At 62.9% G+C, this 14,701-nt stretch carries 13 protein-coding genes; 6 read left to right on the plus strand and 7 right to left on the minus strand.

What is annotated here, in order from left to right:
- Position 1 precedes the first annotated feature (1 nt).
- Both H620_RS0105400 and H620_RS0105405 read left to right on the plus strand, forming a co-directional pair.
- On the plus strand, positions 2–712 hold the full coding sequence (locus tag H620_RS0105400; RefSeq protein WP_023379160.1) for a DUF3108 domain-containing protein: 711 nt from the start codon (positions 2–4) through the stop codon (positions 710–712).
- Positions 713–894: 182 nt separating this feature from the next.
- Positions 895–1,077, plus strand: coding sequence for a hypothetical protein (locus tag H620_RS0105405; RefSeq protein WP_023379159.1), 183 nt, complete (start codon positions 895–897; stop codon positions 1,075–1,077).
- A 43-nt stretch (positions 1,078–1,120) separates the two neighbouring features.
- Here the strand turns inward: H620_RS0105405 and H620_RS0105410 are convergent, their stop codons facing one another.
- The 7 genes from H620_RS0105410 to H620_RS0105440 all read right to left on the minus strand — a co-directional run bounded on the left by H620_RS0105410 (position 1,121) and on the right by H620_RS0105440 (position 9,573).
- Entirely contained in the window at positions 1,121–1,660 is a 540-nt protein-coding gene (locus H620_RS0105410; protein WP_023379158.1) for a DUF2058 domain-containing protein, read from the minus strand.
- A 26-nt stretch (positions 1,661–1,686) separates the two neighbouring features.
- Entirely contained in the window at positions 1,687–2,520 is an 834-nt protein-coding gene (mazG, locus tag H620_RS0105415; RefSeq protein ID WP_023379157.1) for a nucleoside triphosphate pyrophosphohydrolase, read from the minus strand.
- A gap of 124 nt (positions 2,521–2,644) precedes the next feature.
- The gene (gene relA, locus H620_RS0105420; RefSeq protein WP_023379156.1) at positions 2,645–4,882 is read right to left on the minus strand and encodes a GTP diphosphokinase; all 2,238 of its coding nucleotides are present in this window, start codon (positions 4,880–4,882) and stop codon (positions 2,645–2,647) included.
- 97 nt (positions 4,883–4,979) lie between these two features.
- Positions 4,980–6,338, minus strand: a complete 1,359-nt coding sequence (gene rlmD / locus H620_RS0105425) for a 23S rRNA (uracil(1939)-C(5))-methyltransferase RlmD (protein WP_027906901.1) — start codon at positions 6,336–6,338, stop codon at positions 4,980–4,982.
- On the minus strand, positions 6,338–7,237 hold the full coding sequence (gene cysM / locus H620_RS0105430) for a cysteine synthase CysM (protein WP_027906902.1): 900 nt from the start codon (positions 7,235–7,237) through the stop codon (positions 6,338–6,340). The genes rlmD and cysM overlap by 1 nt, the downstream gene beginning before the upstream one ends.
- A gap of 239 nt (positions 7,238–7,476) precedes the next feature.
- Complete coding sequence (locus tag H620_RS0105435; RefSeq protein ID WP_027906903.1) at positions 7,477–8,853, minus strand: sensor histidine kinase; 1,377 nt, start codon at positions 8,851–8,853, stop codon at positions 7,477–7,479.
- A 3-nt stretch (positions 8,854–8,856) separates the two neighbouring features.
- Positions 8,857–9,573: a response regulator transcription factor gene (locus H620_RS0105440; RefSeq protein WP_023379152.1), complete on the minus strand. Its 717-nt coding sequence runs from the start codon at positions 9,571–9,573 to the stop codon at positions 8,857–8,859.
- Positions 9,574–9,769: 196 nt separating this feature from the next.
- On the opposite strand from H620_RS0105440, the gene H620_RS0105445 reads away from it, so the two are divergent.
- The 4 genes from H620_RS0105445 (at position 9,770) to H620_RS0105460 (ending at position 14,685) form a co-directional block, all read left to right on the plus strand.
- Positions 9,770–12,526, plus strand: a complete 2,757-nt coding sequence (locus H620_RS0105445; RefSeq protein ID WP_027906904.1) for a response regulator — start codon at positions 9,770–9,772, stop codon at positions 12,524–12,526.
- Positions 12,527–12,825: 299 nt separating this feature from the next.
- A complete protein-coding gene (locus H620_RS0105450; protein WP_027906905.1) occupies positions 12,826–13,815 on the plus strand; it encodes a 2-hydroxyacid dehydrogenase in 990 nt (329 codons plus the stop codon).
- A 31-nt stretch (positions 13,816–13,846) separates the two neighbouring features.
- Positions 13,847–14,284: a hypothetical protein gene (locus H620_RS0105455; RefSeq protein ID WP_023379147.1), complete on the plus strand. Its 438-nt coding sequence runs from the start codon at positions 13,847–13,849 to the stop codon at positions 14,282–14,284.
- Positions 14,281–14,685, plus strand: a complete 405-nt coding sequence (locus H620_RS0105460; protein WP_023379145.1) for an META domain-containing protein — start codon at positions 14,281–14,283, stop codon at positions 14,683–14,685. Before H620_RS0105455 ends, H620_RS0105460 begins: the two co-directional genes overlap by 4 nt.
- Positions 14,686–14,701 lie beyond the last annotated feature (16 nt).

Below are 14,701 nucleotides of genomic sequence, written 5' to 3' on the forward strand. Positions count from 1 at the left end.
TATGCGTCGCGCCCTGCTCTTGGCTCTCGCCGTGCTCGCCCTGCCCCTCCAGGCAGCTGATCTGAAGCCGTTCTCGGCAAGCTACACCGCAGACTGGAAACAACTGCCTATGAGCGGCACCGCCGAGCGCAGTCTGGTCAAGAATGCCAACGGTACCTGGGACCTTAACTTCAAGGCCTCCATGATGATCGCCAGCCTGACCGAGCAAAGCACCCTGCGCCAGGAAAACGACACCCTGCTACCACAGAAGTACCACTTCGAACGCGGCGGCCTGGGCAAGGCCAAGAAAGTCGACCTGACGTTCGACTGGAACAGCAAGAAAGTCACCGGTAGCGACCGTGGCGATGCGATCAGCCTGCCGCTCAACCGCGGCGTGCTGGACAAATCGTCCTATCAGCTGGCCCTGCAGCATGATGTGGCTGCCGGCAAGAAAAGCATGACCTACCAGGTGGTCGATGGTGACGAGATCGACACCTACGACTTCCGCGTCCTGGGCACCGAGAAAGTCACCACCAAGACCGGCCAGGTCGAGGCGGTGAAAGTCGAGCGCGTGCGCGACCCGAGCCAGAGCAAGCGCATCACCGAGCTGTGGTTCGCCAAGGACTGGGACTACCTGTTGGTACAACTGCGTCAAGTCGAGACCGATGGCAAGGAGTACGTGATCGTGCTGCAAGATGGCACGGTCGATGGCAAGTCGGTGAAGGGTAACTGATTCACCATCGCGAGCAGCACCTCAAGCCCCGCCTGCGTGCGGGGCTTTTTCATGCGTGCGGGGATCCTTCGTGCTACATGAAACTTGTTTCACGCCCGTTTTATTTACTTAGCCTGCTAACAAACTCTATAAAGAAGGCCTGCGACACAGTGCCGCAGCTAACTGAAAAGTGGAGTTTACCGATGACAGTCCAAGTAACCGAACGCGACGAATCGAAAATGTCCCACGAAGGCCTGGCCGCCGGTGTGCGGATCTGGGACGTGTATCAGCAAGGCCAACTGGTTGGCATGTTCCACCATGAACACGAAGCCCATCAATATCGTGCAGAACTGGAAAACCTCGAGAACCAGCGTCCCACACAATGACAGGGTCTTCAAAAAGAAACCCCGCCAAGGCGGGGTTTCTCGTTTACCACATCAGATCGTCAGGGATCTTGTAGGCGGCGTACGGATCGTCTTCGTCCGCTTCCTCGACGTGGGTGTTCAGCAACAGGATGCGGCCAGGATCGCGCTCCTGAATCTTCACCGCCGCTTCCCGCGGGATCACCTCGTAACCACCGCCGAACGACACGATCGCCAGCGAGCCATTGCTCAGCTTGCTGCGCATCAAGGCGTTGACGGCAATGCGCTTGACCTTCTTATCGTCGACGAAGTTGTAGTAGTCCTCGCTGTTGAGCTTGGGCAGGCGCGTGGCTTCGATCAACTGCTTGATCTGCGCGGCCCGGGCTTTTTGCTCGGCCTTTTCCTGCTGTTGACGGTTCAGCTCCTGGTCACGCTTGGCTTTTTCGGCCATCGCTTCCTTGGCCATGCGCTGCTGGCTGTCATCGACTTCGACCTGGCCCTTGTGCTCCAGGCGTTTTTGTTTCTTTTCGGCCTTGTTGGCCTGCGAGACCTGTTTCTGGTTGACCAGACCGGCCTTGAGCAATTGATCGCGAAGGGAAAGACTCATGGATGTTCACTCACTTATGCAGCCGCTCAGCCGCAGCTGGGCAGGTTCTTTTCCTGACGTTTGGCCTCGCCCCACAGGGCGTCCAACTCATCAAGGTTACAATCTTCGATCGGCCGGCCACTGTCGCGCAATGCCTGCTCGATGAAGCGAAAACGCCGCTCGAACTTGCGGTTGGCACGACGCAGGGCATTCTCCGGGTCTTGCTTGAGGTGGCGCGCCAGGTTGACGGCAGCGAACAACAGGTCGCCGACTTCGTCCTCCAGGGCCTGGCCATCGCCGTCAGCCATCGCCTGCAAGACTTCATCCAGCTCCTCGCGGACCTTGTCCAGCACCGGCAAGGCGTCAGGCCAGTCGAAACCGACGGTGGCCGCACGCTTCTGCAGTTTGGCGGCCCGCGACAACGCTGGCAATGCAGCCGGCACATCGTCGAGCAACGACAACTGTTCCGGCTCGCTCTTTTCAGCGCGCTCCTCGGCCTTTATCTCCTCCCAGCGCGACTTGACCTGGGCCTCGCTCAGGCTGGGAGTGTCCAGTGGCGCATACAGCTCACCGGTGGGAAATACGTGGGGGTGGCGGCGGATCAGCTTACGGGTGATGGCATCGACCACGCCATCGAACTCGAAACGCCCCTCCTCCCGTGCCAGCTGGCTGTAATAGACCACCTGGAACAGCAGGTCGCCCAGCTCACCCTGCAGGTGCTCGAAATCGCCTCGCTCGATGGTGTCGGCGACTTCATAGGCCTCTTCGAGGGTGTGCGGGACGATACTGGCGTAGTTCTGCTTCAGGTCCCACGGGCAGCCGTATTGCGGATCGCGCAGGCGGGCCATGAGGTGCAGCAGGTCGTCGAGGGTATAGGTCATTGGTGTTTTCCTGGCCGCAGGCGAAGCCCCGATCGCTGGCAAGCCAGCGCCTACAACTGCAGCGCCAAGGCTGCAGGCGCCGTGTCGCCGGCAAGGGACCGCATGGCGGCCCCTGCTTCGAGTCTCACGGGGTTCGATTACGCCGCGTTTCGATGATGTTCGGCAACTGCGAGATCCGCCCCAACAGGCGACCCAGGGCATCCAACCCAGGAATCTCGATGGTCAGCGACATCAATGCGGTGTTGTCTTCCTTGTTCGAGCGGGTGTTGACCGCCAGTACGTTGATCTTCTCGTTGAGCAGCACCTGCGACACATCCCGCAGCAGGCCCGGACGGTCGTAGGCACGGATGACGATATCGACCGGGTAGGTCTGCACCGGTATCGGTCCCCAGCTGACCTGGATCATCCGCTCCGGCTCACGGCCGGCCAGCTGCAGCACCGACGCGCAGTCCTGACGGTGGATGGTCACACCACGCCCCTGGGTGATGTAGCCGACAATGGCATCGCCCGGCAGCGGTTGGCAGCACCCGGCCATCTGCGTGAGCAGGTTGCCGACACCCTGGATCTGGATGTCGCCACGCTTGCCACTGCGGGTAGCGGGCTTGCGCGAAACCAGGTCGATCTGTTCGATGCGCTCGGGTTCGAGCAACTGCTGGGCAGCGTTGACCAAATGGGCCAGACGCAGGTCGCCGGCCCCAAGGGCGGCAAACATGTCTTCGGCAGTCTTGACGTTGGTCTTCTCGGCCAGGCGCTCGAAATCCACCTGAGGCAGCCCCAGACGACTGAGCTCGCGTTCGAGCAAGGTCTTGCCCGCCGCCACGTTCTGGTCCCGCGCCTGGAGCTTGAACCAGTGCACGATCTTGGCCCGCGCCCGCGAAGTGGTCACATAACCCAGGTTGGAGTTCAACCAGTCACGGCTTGGGTTGCCATGCTTGCTGGTGATGATCTCGACCTGCTCGCCGGTTTGCAGGCTGTAGTTGAGCGGCACGATGCGGCCGTTGATCTTGGCGCCACGGCAGTTATGACCGATCTCGGTGTGCACCCGGTAGGCGAAGTCCAGCGGCGTGGCGCCCTTGGGCAGGTCGATGGCGTGGCCGTCGGGGGTGAATACATAGACCCGGTCGGGTTCGATGTCGACACGCAGCTGTTCGGCCAGGCCGCCGATGTCGCCCAGCTCCTCATGCCACTCGAGCACCTGGCGCAGCCAGGAAATCTTCTCCTCGTAATGGTTGGAGCTGGACTTGACGTCAGTGCCCTTGTACCGCCAGTGGGCGCAGACCCCAAGCTCGGCTTCTTCGTGCATGCCGTGGGTACGGATCTGTACCTCCAGCACCTTGCCTTCTGGGCCGATCACCGCCGTGTGCAACGAGCGGTAGCCGTTCTCCTTGGGGTTGGCGATGTAATCGTCGAACTCTTTGGGAATATGCCGCCACAAGGTATGGACGATACCCAGCGCGGTGTAGCAGTCGCGAACTTCCGGTACCAGCACCCGCACGGCGCGCACGTCGTAGATCTGGCTGAACTCCAGACCCTTGCGCTGCATCTTGCGCCAGATCGAATAGATGTGTTTTGCCCGGCCGCTGATGTCGGCCTTCACGCCGGTGGCGAGCAGCTCGTTCTGCAGTTGGTTCATCACGTCGCTGATGAAGCGCTCGCGGTCCAGCCGGCGCTCGTGCAGGAGCTTGGCAATCTGCTTGTACTGGTCGGGCTCGAGGTAACGGAAGGATAGGTCCTCCAGCTCCCATTTGATGTGACCGATACCCAGGCGATGTGCCAGCGGCGCGTAGATGTCGAACACCTCACGCGCCACGCGCAGGCGTTTTTCGTCGTCGGCGGACTTCACCGCACGAATGGCGCACGTACGCTCGGCCAGCTTGATCAGGGCCACGCGCACATCATCGACCATGGCCACCAGCATCTTGCGCAGGTTCTCGACCTGCGCCTGGGAGCCGAGCACCAGCGACTGGCGCGGGCTGAGGCTGGCGCTGATGGCCGCCATGCGCAACACACCGTCGATCAGCTTGGACACCACCGGGCCAAAACGCTGGCCGACTTCGGCCAAGGTAACCTTGCCTTCACGCACCGAGCGGTAGATGACCGCCGCCACCAGGGAGTCCTGGTCGAGTTTGAGGTCCGCAAGGATTTCGGCAATTTCCAGGCCGGCCTGGAAGCTGGACGTACCGTCGGCCCAGGAATGCTTGGCCGGGTTGCCCTTCTTCTCGATTTCCTGGGCGAACTCGCAGGCCTCCTTGAGCGCCACGCGATCCAACGCCGAATCGACGCTCACCACATGATCCAGCCATGCTTCGAGATTGATACTGCCGTCAGTGTTGACCGGCTGGTGCACTCTCACCTGTACCATCTTTTTTCTACCTTTCCATACAGCGCACCTCGCGGGTGCACTGGCTATCACCGTACGCCTTCCACTCCATGGAAGCCGCACCAAGGGGCCAGCTTGGCTAACCCACTTCGAATAACGCCATGGCCTCGACATGCGCCGTCTGAGGAAACATGTCGAGAATCCCGGCCCTTTTTAACCGGTACCCCTGGCCGACCAGCACCTGGGCGTCTCGCGCCAACGTGGCCGGATTGCACGAAACATAGACCAGCCGCCGTGCCTTGAGGCGTGCGATGTCTTGCACGACCTCGTAGGCACCGTCACGCGGTGGATCCAAGAGTACCGCAGAAAAGCCTTCGGCGGCCCATCCGGCGCCTGCCAAAGGCTGCGATAAATCGGCCTGAAAAAACCGTGCGTTATGCACATTGTTGTTCCGGGCATTGGCCTCGGCCCGATCGACCATGGCCTGTACACCTTCCACTGCCACCACTTCCCGCGCCTGCCGAGCCAGTGGCAAGGCGAAGTTGCCCAGGCCACAGAACAGGTCAAGCACCCGCTCGTCAGCTTGCGGCGCCAGCCAGGCCAGTGCCTGCTCGATCATCGCCGTATTGACCTGGGCATTGACCTGCACGAAGTCCCCCGGCCGCCAGGCAAGCTCGAGCTGCCATGGCTCAAGGACGAACCCCAGTGTCGTAGCGGCCTGCACCGGCGCCGGCTCGCCTTCGCCCTGCAGCCACAGCTGCGCCTTGGCCTCATCGCAGAACGCCTGCAAACGGCTCAGGTCGTCGGCTGGCAACGGTGCCACATGGCGTACCAGCAGCGCCTCGGCGGTGCCACTGAACAACTCCACATGGCCAATGGCCTGGGGTTTGCTCAACGACCGCAGTACGGTCGGCAGGTGGCGCACAATGGACTGCAAAGGCTGTACCAGCACCGCACAGTCGTCGATGGCGACGATGTCCTGGCTGGCTTCGGCGCGGAATCCGACTTCCAGCTGGCGCGTCTTGACGTCCCAGCGCACGGCCACCCGCGCACGACGGCGGTAGCCGAATTCCGGTCCGCTCAGCGGCGCGGCCCATTGCTCGGGCTGCACGCCGGCCACCCGTTGCAGTTGTTCGGCCAGGGTGCGCTGCTTGAGCGCCAACTGCGCCTCATGGGGCAGGTGTTGCAGGTTGCAGCCACCGCAGCGTGCGTAATGGCGGCACGGCGCCTGCCGGCGTTCCGGGCTGGCCTGCAGCACACGTTCAAGACGTGCTTCGACCACCTTGCCGCGGGCATTGAGTACCCGCGCTTCGACCGCTTCCCCGGCCAGGGCGCCACTGACGAACCAGGTCCGCCCGTCATGGAAAGCGATGCCACGGCCGTCACCGGCCAGGCGCTCGATGTCCAGACGCTGCTTCTTGCCCACGGGAACCTGTGGGGTACGGTTGCCGCCGGCCGGCTGGAAGCGCAGGCCGCTGTTGCTTTTTTTCTTGGACATCAGGTTGCGTCGAACAGGCCGGTGGACAGGTAACGGTCACCGCGGTCACAGATGATCGCCACCATCACCGCGTTTTCCAGCTCACGGGACAGGCGCAGCATGGCCGCGACCGCACCACCGGATGACACGCCGCAGAAAATGCCCTCTTCACGGGCAAGGCGGCGGGTGGTTTCCTCGGCTTCTTGCTGGGACATGTCCACCACACGGTCGACGCGGGTCGCATCGAAGATCTTCGGCAGGTACTCCTCAGGCCAGCGGCGAATGCCTGGAATGGCGGAACCTTCCATCGGTTGCAGACCGATGATCTGCACCGCCGGATTCTGTTCCTTGAGGTACTGCGAGCAGCCCATGATGGTACCGGTGGTGCCCATCGAACTGACGAAATGGGTGATGGTGCCTTGGGTCTGCTGCCAGATTTCCGGACCGGTGCTGGTGTAGTGGGCGATAGGGTTGTCGCCGTTGGCGAATTGGTCCAGGACCAGGCCGCGGCCTTCGGCCTGCAATTTCTCGGCGAGGTCGCGGGCACCTTCCATGCCCTCCTCCTTGCTCACCAGGATCAGCTCGGCGCCATAGGCGGTCATCGCGGCCTTGCGCTCGGCGGTGGAATTGTCCGGCATGATCAGGATCATCTTGTAACCCTTGATGGCTGCCGCCATGGCCAGGGCGATACCGGTGTTGCCCGAGGTCGCCTCGATCAGCGTGTCGCCTGGCTTGATCTGGCCGCGCAGTTCGGCGCGGGTGATCATCGACAGGGCCGGACGGTCCTTGACCGAGCCAGCGGGATTGTTGCCTTCGAGCTTGAGCAGGAGGGTATTGCTGGTTTCGCCAGCGATGCGCTGCAGGCGAACCAGAGGCGTATTGCCGACGCAATCGGCGATGGTTGGGTACTGCAAGGTCATGGCGTATTTCACAGTCCGGACGGCAGGGGCGCCTATCATACCGGCAAACCCGGCTTGGCCATATCACGCAATCTGTAGTCGGTATAGCTACAAGCTATAACCCCAGCATTGCTTCGCGGGTGAACCCGCTCACCCGTAGGGGCATTCTATACCTGTCAGCATGATCACCGTGGGAACAACGGTCATCTGACGGTTTCGACCTCATCGCCGGCAAGCCGGCCCCTGCACGAGGATTGAGGTCAATGCGACTCCGCCAGCCGTCGGGATGGGGTTGTCGCCTGCACCGGCAAACGCATGCACAGCCTGAGCCCGCGCTTGCCGTTCTCGGCCCACAAAGTGCCGCCCTGGCGCTGGATCGCACTGCGGGCGATGCTCAACCCCAGGCCGAACCCGCCATCGCCGGGCCGGGAACCCTCGAGCCGGGAAAACGGCGCGAAGATCCGCTCCAGATCCTGTTCGGCAACACCACCGCCGTCGTCTTCCAGCCACAGCCGCCAATGACCGCCTTCGCGCTGGCCACCCAGGCGCACCTGGCCGTTTTCCGGCGAGTGGCGGATGGCATTGCGCAGCATGTTTTCCAGGGCCTGGGCCAAATGATTGAGGTTGCCCTGAACCCAGCAACTGCGGGGCAGTTCGCAATGCATCCGGGCGGCGGCCCAACCGCTTTCATAGCAAGCGTTTTCCACCAGCAGGTCCCACAGTGCCTGAACCTCGATCGGCTCCAGGTTCATCGGGGCACGCTCGGCGTCCTGCCAGGCCAATTGCAGGGTGTCCTCGACCAGCTGCTGCATGCAGTCCACTTCGCGCCCCAATCGTTCCCGCAGGCGCTGCAGGTCGGTTTCACCGTCGCAAGCCACCCGCAAGCGGCTCAGTGGCGTGCGCATTTCATGGGACAGGTCGCGCAGCAACTGTTGCTGCAAGACCACCGTGCCTTGCAGGCGCTCGGCCATCTGGTCGAACGCACGGGCCAGCTCGCCCAGTTCATCGTGACGGGCGATGGTGCGGGGGTCCAGGCGTGCCGCAAGCTGGTCCGCGCGCCAGGCATTGGCCTGCTCGCGCAGCTGGTTCAACGGCACGATCAGCATGCGATAAAGCCCCACGCACAACAGCAGGGTGAACAGACCAGGCATGATGCCGTTGGTCACGACCTGCCACAGCAAGCGGTACTTGCCAGGGTTCAGCCGCTCCGGCAGCTCGATCACCAGCATGCCCTGCTCGGGCGCGCCGGGGAATGGGATGCGCAACCAGGGCTGGTCGACACTGCGCCGGCTCATGGGCCAGTCGACGCCGCGCAAGCGGGTCAGGCGCTGCATGATATCGGGGGTCAGGGTGGCGCTGTCCAGCGGTTGCAGGCGCGTGTCGAGCACGCCAATCCAACCTTGCTCACGTTGCCGCATCTGCGCCACCCAAAGGTCCAGCCCGGCACGGCCTGCGCTTCGCCAGGCCTGCTCGGCTTCCGACGCATAGCCACGCAGCGTTTGGCGGGCGGGCTCTGAGAGAAACGCGTTCTGGGTTTCCATGTGACGGCCCCAGGTGTAGCTCAGGCCAATCATCAGCAAACAGAAACCCACCAACAGGATGACCAGCTTCCAGAACAGCGAATGGCGGTCGAGCATGGCTCAGTCCATCTCACCGACGCTGAGCACGTATCCCTTGCCCCAGACCGTGCGAATTTGCCGTTCCAGGTAACCAATGCCCTTGAGCTTGCGGCGGATCTGGCTCACGTGCATGTCCAGGCTGCGGTCATGGCGCGAGTAACCGCGCTGCAGCACTTGCTGATAAAGGAAAGGCTTGCTGAGCACCTCGTCCTGGTTGCGATTGAGCAGGTCGAGCAGGCGGTATTCACTTGGGGTAAGCCCGGCCCACTGACCGCCCAGGCTGACATCGCTACGGCTATCGTCGAACTGCAGCCCGCTTCCGGCCATCTCCTGGCGCGGCGGGTGACGACGCTCCAGGGCCACGCGGCGCAGGATCGCCTCGATGCGCACCTGTAGCTCGGCCATGCTGAAGGGTTTGGGCAGGTAGTCGTCGGCACCGCGCTGAAAACCGCTGATGCGGTCGGCTTCGGCCCCCAGTGCCGACATCAGGATGACCGGCGTGGTGCTGCGCCGGCGCAACTGGGCCAAGGCTTCCAGACCGTTGAGCCCAGGTAGCAGGATGTCCATCAGCACCACGTCGAAGGCCTGGCGACCCGCAGTTTCCAGACCTTCCAGCCCGTTACGGCACCAGGTCACCTGAAAGCCGCCGCGCTGCAGCTCTTCATGCAGGTAGGCGCCTAATACCGGGTCATCCTCGATGGCGAGGATGCTGGATGATTGAATAGCTTCGGGATTCATTGGCAACTGTCATGCATTCTCAATTAGACGATTATTGAGCATCGACTCCCCGCAAGGCAACCGAACAACGACCAACGCGCTGCGCCGGCGCACGAAAAGCCAAGCTAATGAGTGCATTCATCGGGCAGGCAGAGTAACTTTTCGCCTTGGTCCGTCCCTCTGGGGACGGCATGCAGGCACATGACAGGAGGCAAGTGTGCTCGATCGTTTGGGAATCAGAAGCCGGGTCTTGCTGCTGGCCTTGTTGCCCGCCAGCCTGATGGCCCTGGTGCTGGGCAGTTATTTCACCTGGCTGCAGCAAAGTGAGTTGCGCTCCCAGTTGCTCCAGCGCGGCAAGATGATCGCCGAACAACTGGCACCGCTGGCCGCGCCAGCGTTGGCCAGAGACACGCCTGCGCAACTGGAACGGATCGCTGCCCAGACACTGGAACAAGCCGATGTACGCGCCGTGGCGTTCCTGGCTCCGGACCGCACGCGCCTGGCTCATGCTGGGCCAAGCATGCTCAATCAGGCGCCCAGCGGTGGCACTGGCACCCAGTTGTTGCAACGCAGCGGCAATGACGCCACCCGCTACCTGATGCCAGTATTCGGCCATCACCGCGACCTGGCCACCGATGCCGTGCCCGCCGAAGCCGAGCGCCTGCTGGGCTGGGTCGAGATCGAGCTGTCCCATGACGGCACCCTGTTGCGCGGCTATCGTAACCTGTTCACCAGCCTGCTGTTGATCCTCGCCTGCCTGGCCCTGAGCGGCCTGCTGGCGATGCGCATGAGCCGCACCATCAACAACCCGATCGAGCGCATCAAGCATGCGGTCAACCAACTCAAGGACGGCCACCTGGACGAACGCCTGCCGGCGATGGGCAGCCACGAGCTGGACGAGCTGGCGCACGGCATCAACCGCATGGCCGAGACCCTGCACAGCGCCCACGAAGAACTGCAGCACAGCATCGACCAGGCCACCGAAGACGTGCGCCAGAACCTCGAGACCATCGAGATCCAGAACATCGAGCTGGACATGGCCCGCAAGGAAGCACTCGAAGCCAGCCGCATCAAGTCCGAGTTCCTGGCCAACATGAGCCACGAAATCCGCACGCCGCTCAACGGTATCCTCGGTTTCACCCACCTGTTGCAAAAGAGTGAACTGTCCCCGCGCCAGCTGGATTACCTGGGCACCATCGAAAAATCAGCCGACAACCTGCTGGGTATCATCAACGAGATCCTCGACTTCTCCAAGATCGAGGCTGGCAAGCTGGTGCTCGACAGCATTCCTTTCAACCTGCGCGACCTGGTCCAGGACACGTTGACCATCCTCGCTCCGGCGGCCCATGCCAAGCAGCTCGAACTGCTCAGCCTAATCTACCGCGATACGCCCACCTCACTGATCGGCGACCCGCTGCGGCTCAAGCAGATTCTGACCAATCTGGTAAGCAATGCGATCAAGTTCACCCGCGAAGGTACCATCGTCGTACGCGCCATGCTTGAGGACGAGCACGAGGACAGCGCGCAACTGCGCATCAGCGTGCAGGACACCGGCATCGGCCTGTCACCGCAAGATGTGCGCACGCTGTTCCAGGCCTTCAGCCAGGCCGACAACTCGTTGGCACGCCAACCCGGAGGCACCGGCCTTGGGCTGGTGATTTCCAAGCGCCTGATCGAGCAGATGGGCGGCGAGATCGGTGTCGACAGCACTCCGGGCGAGGGCTCGCAATTCTGGATCAGCCTGAGCCTGCCCAAGGCCCACGACGACATGGAAGAGCGGCCGCTGCAACCGCTGCTGGGACGCCGGGCCGCCATTGTCGACAGCCACGAACTGGCCCGCCAGGCGCTTGAGCACCAGCTGGAAGATTGCGGATTGAGCGTCAGCCTGTTCGCCACCTACGACCAGTTGTTGCAAGGTGTACAGGCCGCCCACCAGGCGGGCCAGCCATTCGAGTTCGCCGTGCTGGGTGCCAACCTGGGCAACCTCTCGCCAGAGCAGTTGGGCCATTACCATCAAGCGTTCGAGCGCTGTCAGTGCCAGTGCGTTGTGCTGTGCCCCACCACCGAGCAGGCGCTGTACCACCCGTACCTGCCCAATGGCCACGGCCAGTTGCTGTCCAAGCCAACCTGCACGCGCAAGCTGCGACGGCTGCTGCTGGAGCTGGTGCAGCCACGTCGCCCGCAGAGTGAAACAGCAGCGGGCAATGGCCATCGCCAGCCGAAAATCCTGTGCGTCGACGACAACGCAGCCAACCTGCTGTTGGTGAAAACCCTGCTCGAAGGCCTTGGCGCCGAGGTGCTGGCGGTGGACAACGGTTATACCGCGGTGCAGGCCGTGCAGACCGAACCGTTCGACCTGGTGCTGATGGACGTGCAGATGCCTGGCATGGACGGTCGCGCCTGTACCGAACAGATCCGCCTGTGGGAAAACACCCAGAGCGGCAACCCGCTGCCCATCGTCGCCCTCACCGCCCACGCCATGGCCAACGAAAAGCGCGCCCTGTTGCACAGCGGCATGGACGACTACCTGACCAAGCCGATCAGCGAACGCCAATTGGCCCAGGTGGTGATGAAGTGGACCGGCATGAGCCTGGGCACACCACCGCGGGAGCGGCCGGACGAGCAACAGGACGAGAACCGGGAGCTGCCGGTGCTGGACCCCGAGGAAGGTTTGCGCCTGGCGGCTGGCAAGCCCGACCTTGCCGCCGACATGCTGGCAATGTTGCTAGCCTCGCTGGAAGACGACCGCGAAGCGATCCGCGCGGCGCGAGAGGCCGAGGATCAGTTGGCGCTGATCGAACAGGTGCACCGGCTCAACGGCGCCTCGCGCTATTGCGGGGTGCCGCAGTTGCGGGCGGCGTGCCAGCGCAGCGAGACCCTGCTCAAGCAGGACCACCCACAGGCGGAGCAGGCATTGGACGAGCTGGATGGGGCGATCATCCGCCTGGCGGCCCAGGCGCGGCTCAGCGCCTGAGTGGTTCGGGGATGGGGTTTGGCGACGGGGTTGTGGCGTTTTTGAGAGCGAGCGCCGCCCACGCGGCGCATCGCGAGCAAGGCTCGCTCCTACGTTTGTTTCAGGCCAATGAATCCTGTGGGCTTTGCGCGCGACCGTTTTCGGATTGTACAAACCAGGCGGTCGCGCGCGTCCGGCACAGACATAATTGGCCCTAAACAAACGTAGGAGCGAGCCTTGCTCGCGATGCGCCGCGTGGGCGGCGCTCAATCTACCCAACACCCGAGAAACCAAGCAAACGCTCACAAAGGACGCCAACCATGCGCGCACTGTTGTTCAGCAGCCAGCACTACGACCAGGAAAGCTTCACCCAGGCCGCCGCTGAAACGGCCCTGGACCTGAACTTCCAATCTGCCCGACTGACCCTCGACACCGCCCCGCTCGCACAAGGTTTCGAAGTGGTCTGTGCCTTCATCAACGACGAACTCGACGCGCGGGTACTGGAGCGCCTGGCCGCTGGCGGCACCCGCCTGATCGCCCTGCGTTCGGCTGGCTACAACCATGTCGACCTGACCGCCGCCCAACGCCTGGGCCTGACCGTGGTGAGGGTACCGGCCTATTCACCACACGCCGTGGCCGAGCATGCCGTGGCCCTGGTATTGGCGCTCAACCGCCGCCTGCACCGGGCCTACAACCGCACCCGCGAAGGCGATTTCACCCTGCATGGCCTGACTGGCTTCGACCTGTACGGCAAGACCGTCGGCGTGGTGGGCACCGGACAGATCGGCACCGCCTTTGCCCGCATCATGGCCGGGTTCGGTTGCCAACTGCTGGCCTACGACCCTTTCCCCAATCCCGAACTGCAGGCTCTGGGCGCACGCTACATGGCGCTGCCCGATCTGTTGAAACAAGCGCGAATCATCAGCCTTCACTGCCCGCTGACGGAGCAAACCAAACACCTGATCAATGCCCAAAGCCTCGCCCAACTGCAACCCGGCGCGATGCTGATCAACACCGGTCGCGGCGCCCTGGTCGACACCCCTGCGCTGATCGACGCACTCAAGCGCGGCCAGCTTGGCTACCTGGGGCTTGATGTCTATGAAGAGGAAGCACAGCTGTTCTTCGAAGACCGTTCCGACCAGCCGCTGCAGGACGATGTGCTGGCACGCTTGCTGACCTTCCCTAACGTGATCGTCACCGCGCACCAGGCGTTTCTGACCCGCGAAGCGCTGGACGCCATCGCCGCGACCACCCTGGAAAATATCATCCGCTGGGCGGCAGGCAATCCGCAGAATCTGGTCTCGGGTTGATGCTAGGATACGCGGCATTTCTGGAGGACCCATGGTCGAACACGATTTCCGCTACACCCTTTTCAATCCGCAACACACCCTGATCGAATGCCGCGCCCTGGTGCCGGGCCGTTACCAGGTCACTGGCAACGGCGGTTCGATGCACAAGGATGACGTTCTGCTGGTCACCCTCAAAGGCAGCAAGGACCTGTCCATGCGCCTGACCGTGGAAAGCGTGCGCCACCTGATCAATCCGCGCGGCCAATGGGTCGCCGTGGCCAGCGGCCCGGTGTTCAATGAGCTGGAGATCCTCACTTGGCAGGTCGCCTGCGATCACTGCGACGCCGTGCTGGACTTCGAGTTCGCCGTGGACGCCAAGCTGGGCAAGAAAGCCCGTCAACCGGCGGCCAGCGCCCGCATCGCAGAGCTGGGTTGGGCCAGCCGTGGCGACAAGCACCTGTGCCCGCGTTGCCAGGAGAGCGCCGAGTGAAGAATCTGCTGACCGGCGCGCTGATTGCCACCGGCCTGCTCGGCTGTGCCACCGAACCTTCGCAGCTGCAGCAGGAGCGCAGTTATGTGCTGGAGTGGATCGGTGAACGCCCGCTGATCGACTACAGCCACCTGACCCTGACCTTGGCCAGCGACGGCCGTGCCTATGGCAACGCAGGCTGCAACCACTGGTTCGCACCCTATACCCTCGATGGCCAGCAACTGCGCTTTGGCAAGGTCGGCAAGACCCGCAAACTATGCGCGCCCGCATTGATGGAGCAGGAAAAACGTTTCCTGCAGGCTCTGGAGACGGTGCAACGCTGGGATGTATCGCCCATCGAACAGATGCGTTTCTGGCCGGCCGAGGGCAAGCCGCTGCGTTTCTGGCCTGAGGAAGGTTGATGGCAACACCCGCCCT

Source organism: Pseudomonas taiwanensis DSM 21245 (assembly GCF_000425785.1).
In the GTDB taxonomy this organism is placed as follows: domain Bacteria; phylum Pseudomonadota; class Gammaproteobacteria; order Pseudomonadales; family Pseudomonadaceae; genus Aquipseudomonas; species Aquipseudomonas taiwanensis.

Bases quoted from the DNA above. Each gene is read 5' to 3' on its own strand.
- rlmD (WP_027906901.1), bottom strand. From the start codon at position 6,338: ATGTCCAAGAAAAAAAGCAACAGCGGCCTGCGCTTCCAGCCGGCCGGC.
- H620_RS0105450 (WP_027906905.1), top strand. From the start codon at position 12,826: ATGCGCGCACTGTTGTTCAGCAGCCAGCACTACGACCAGGAAAGCTTC.
- H620_RS0105410 (WP_023379158.1), bottom strand. From the start codon at position 1,660: ATGAGTCTTTCCCTTCGCGATCAATTGCTCAAGGCCGGTCTGGTCAAC.
- mazG (WP_023379157.1), bottom strand. From the start codon at position 2,520: ATGACCTATACCCTCGACGACCTGCTGCACCTCATGGCCCGCCTGCGC.
- relA (WP_023379156.1), bottom strand. From the start codon at position 4,882: ATGGTACAGGTGAGAGTGCACCAGCCGGTCAACACTGACGGCAGTATC.
- H620_RS0105405 (WP_023379159.1), top strand. From the start codon at position 895: ATGACAGTCCAAGTAACCGAACGCGACGAATCGAAAATGTCCCACGAA.
- cysM (WP_027906902.1), bottom strand. From the start codon at position 7,237: ATGACCTTGCAGTACCCAACCATCGCCGATTGCGTCGGCAATACGCCT.
- H620_RS0105435 (WP_027906903.1), bottom strand. From the start codon at position 8,853: ATGCTCGACCGCCATTCGCTGTTCTGGAAGCTGGTCATCCTGTTGGTG.
- H620_RS0105455 (WP_023379147.1), top strand. From the start codon at position 13,847: ATGGTCGAACACGATTTCCGCTACACCCTTTTCAATCCGCAACACACC.
- H620_RS0105400 (WP_023379160.1), top strand. From the start codon at position 2: ATGCGTCGCGCCCTGCTCTTGGCTCTCGCCGTGCTCGCCCTGCCCCTC.
- H620_RS0105440 (WP_023379152.1), bottom strand. From the start codon at position 9,573: ATGAATCCCGAAGCTATTCAATCATCCAGCATCCTCGCCATCGAGGAT.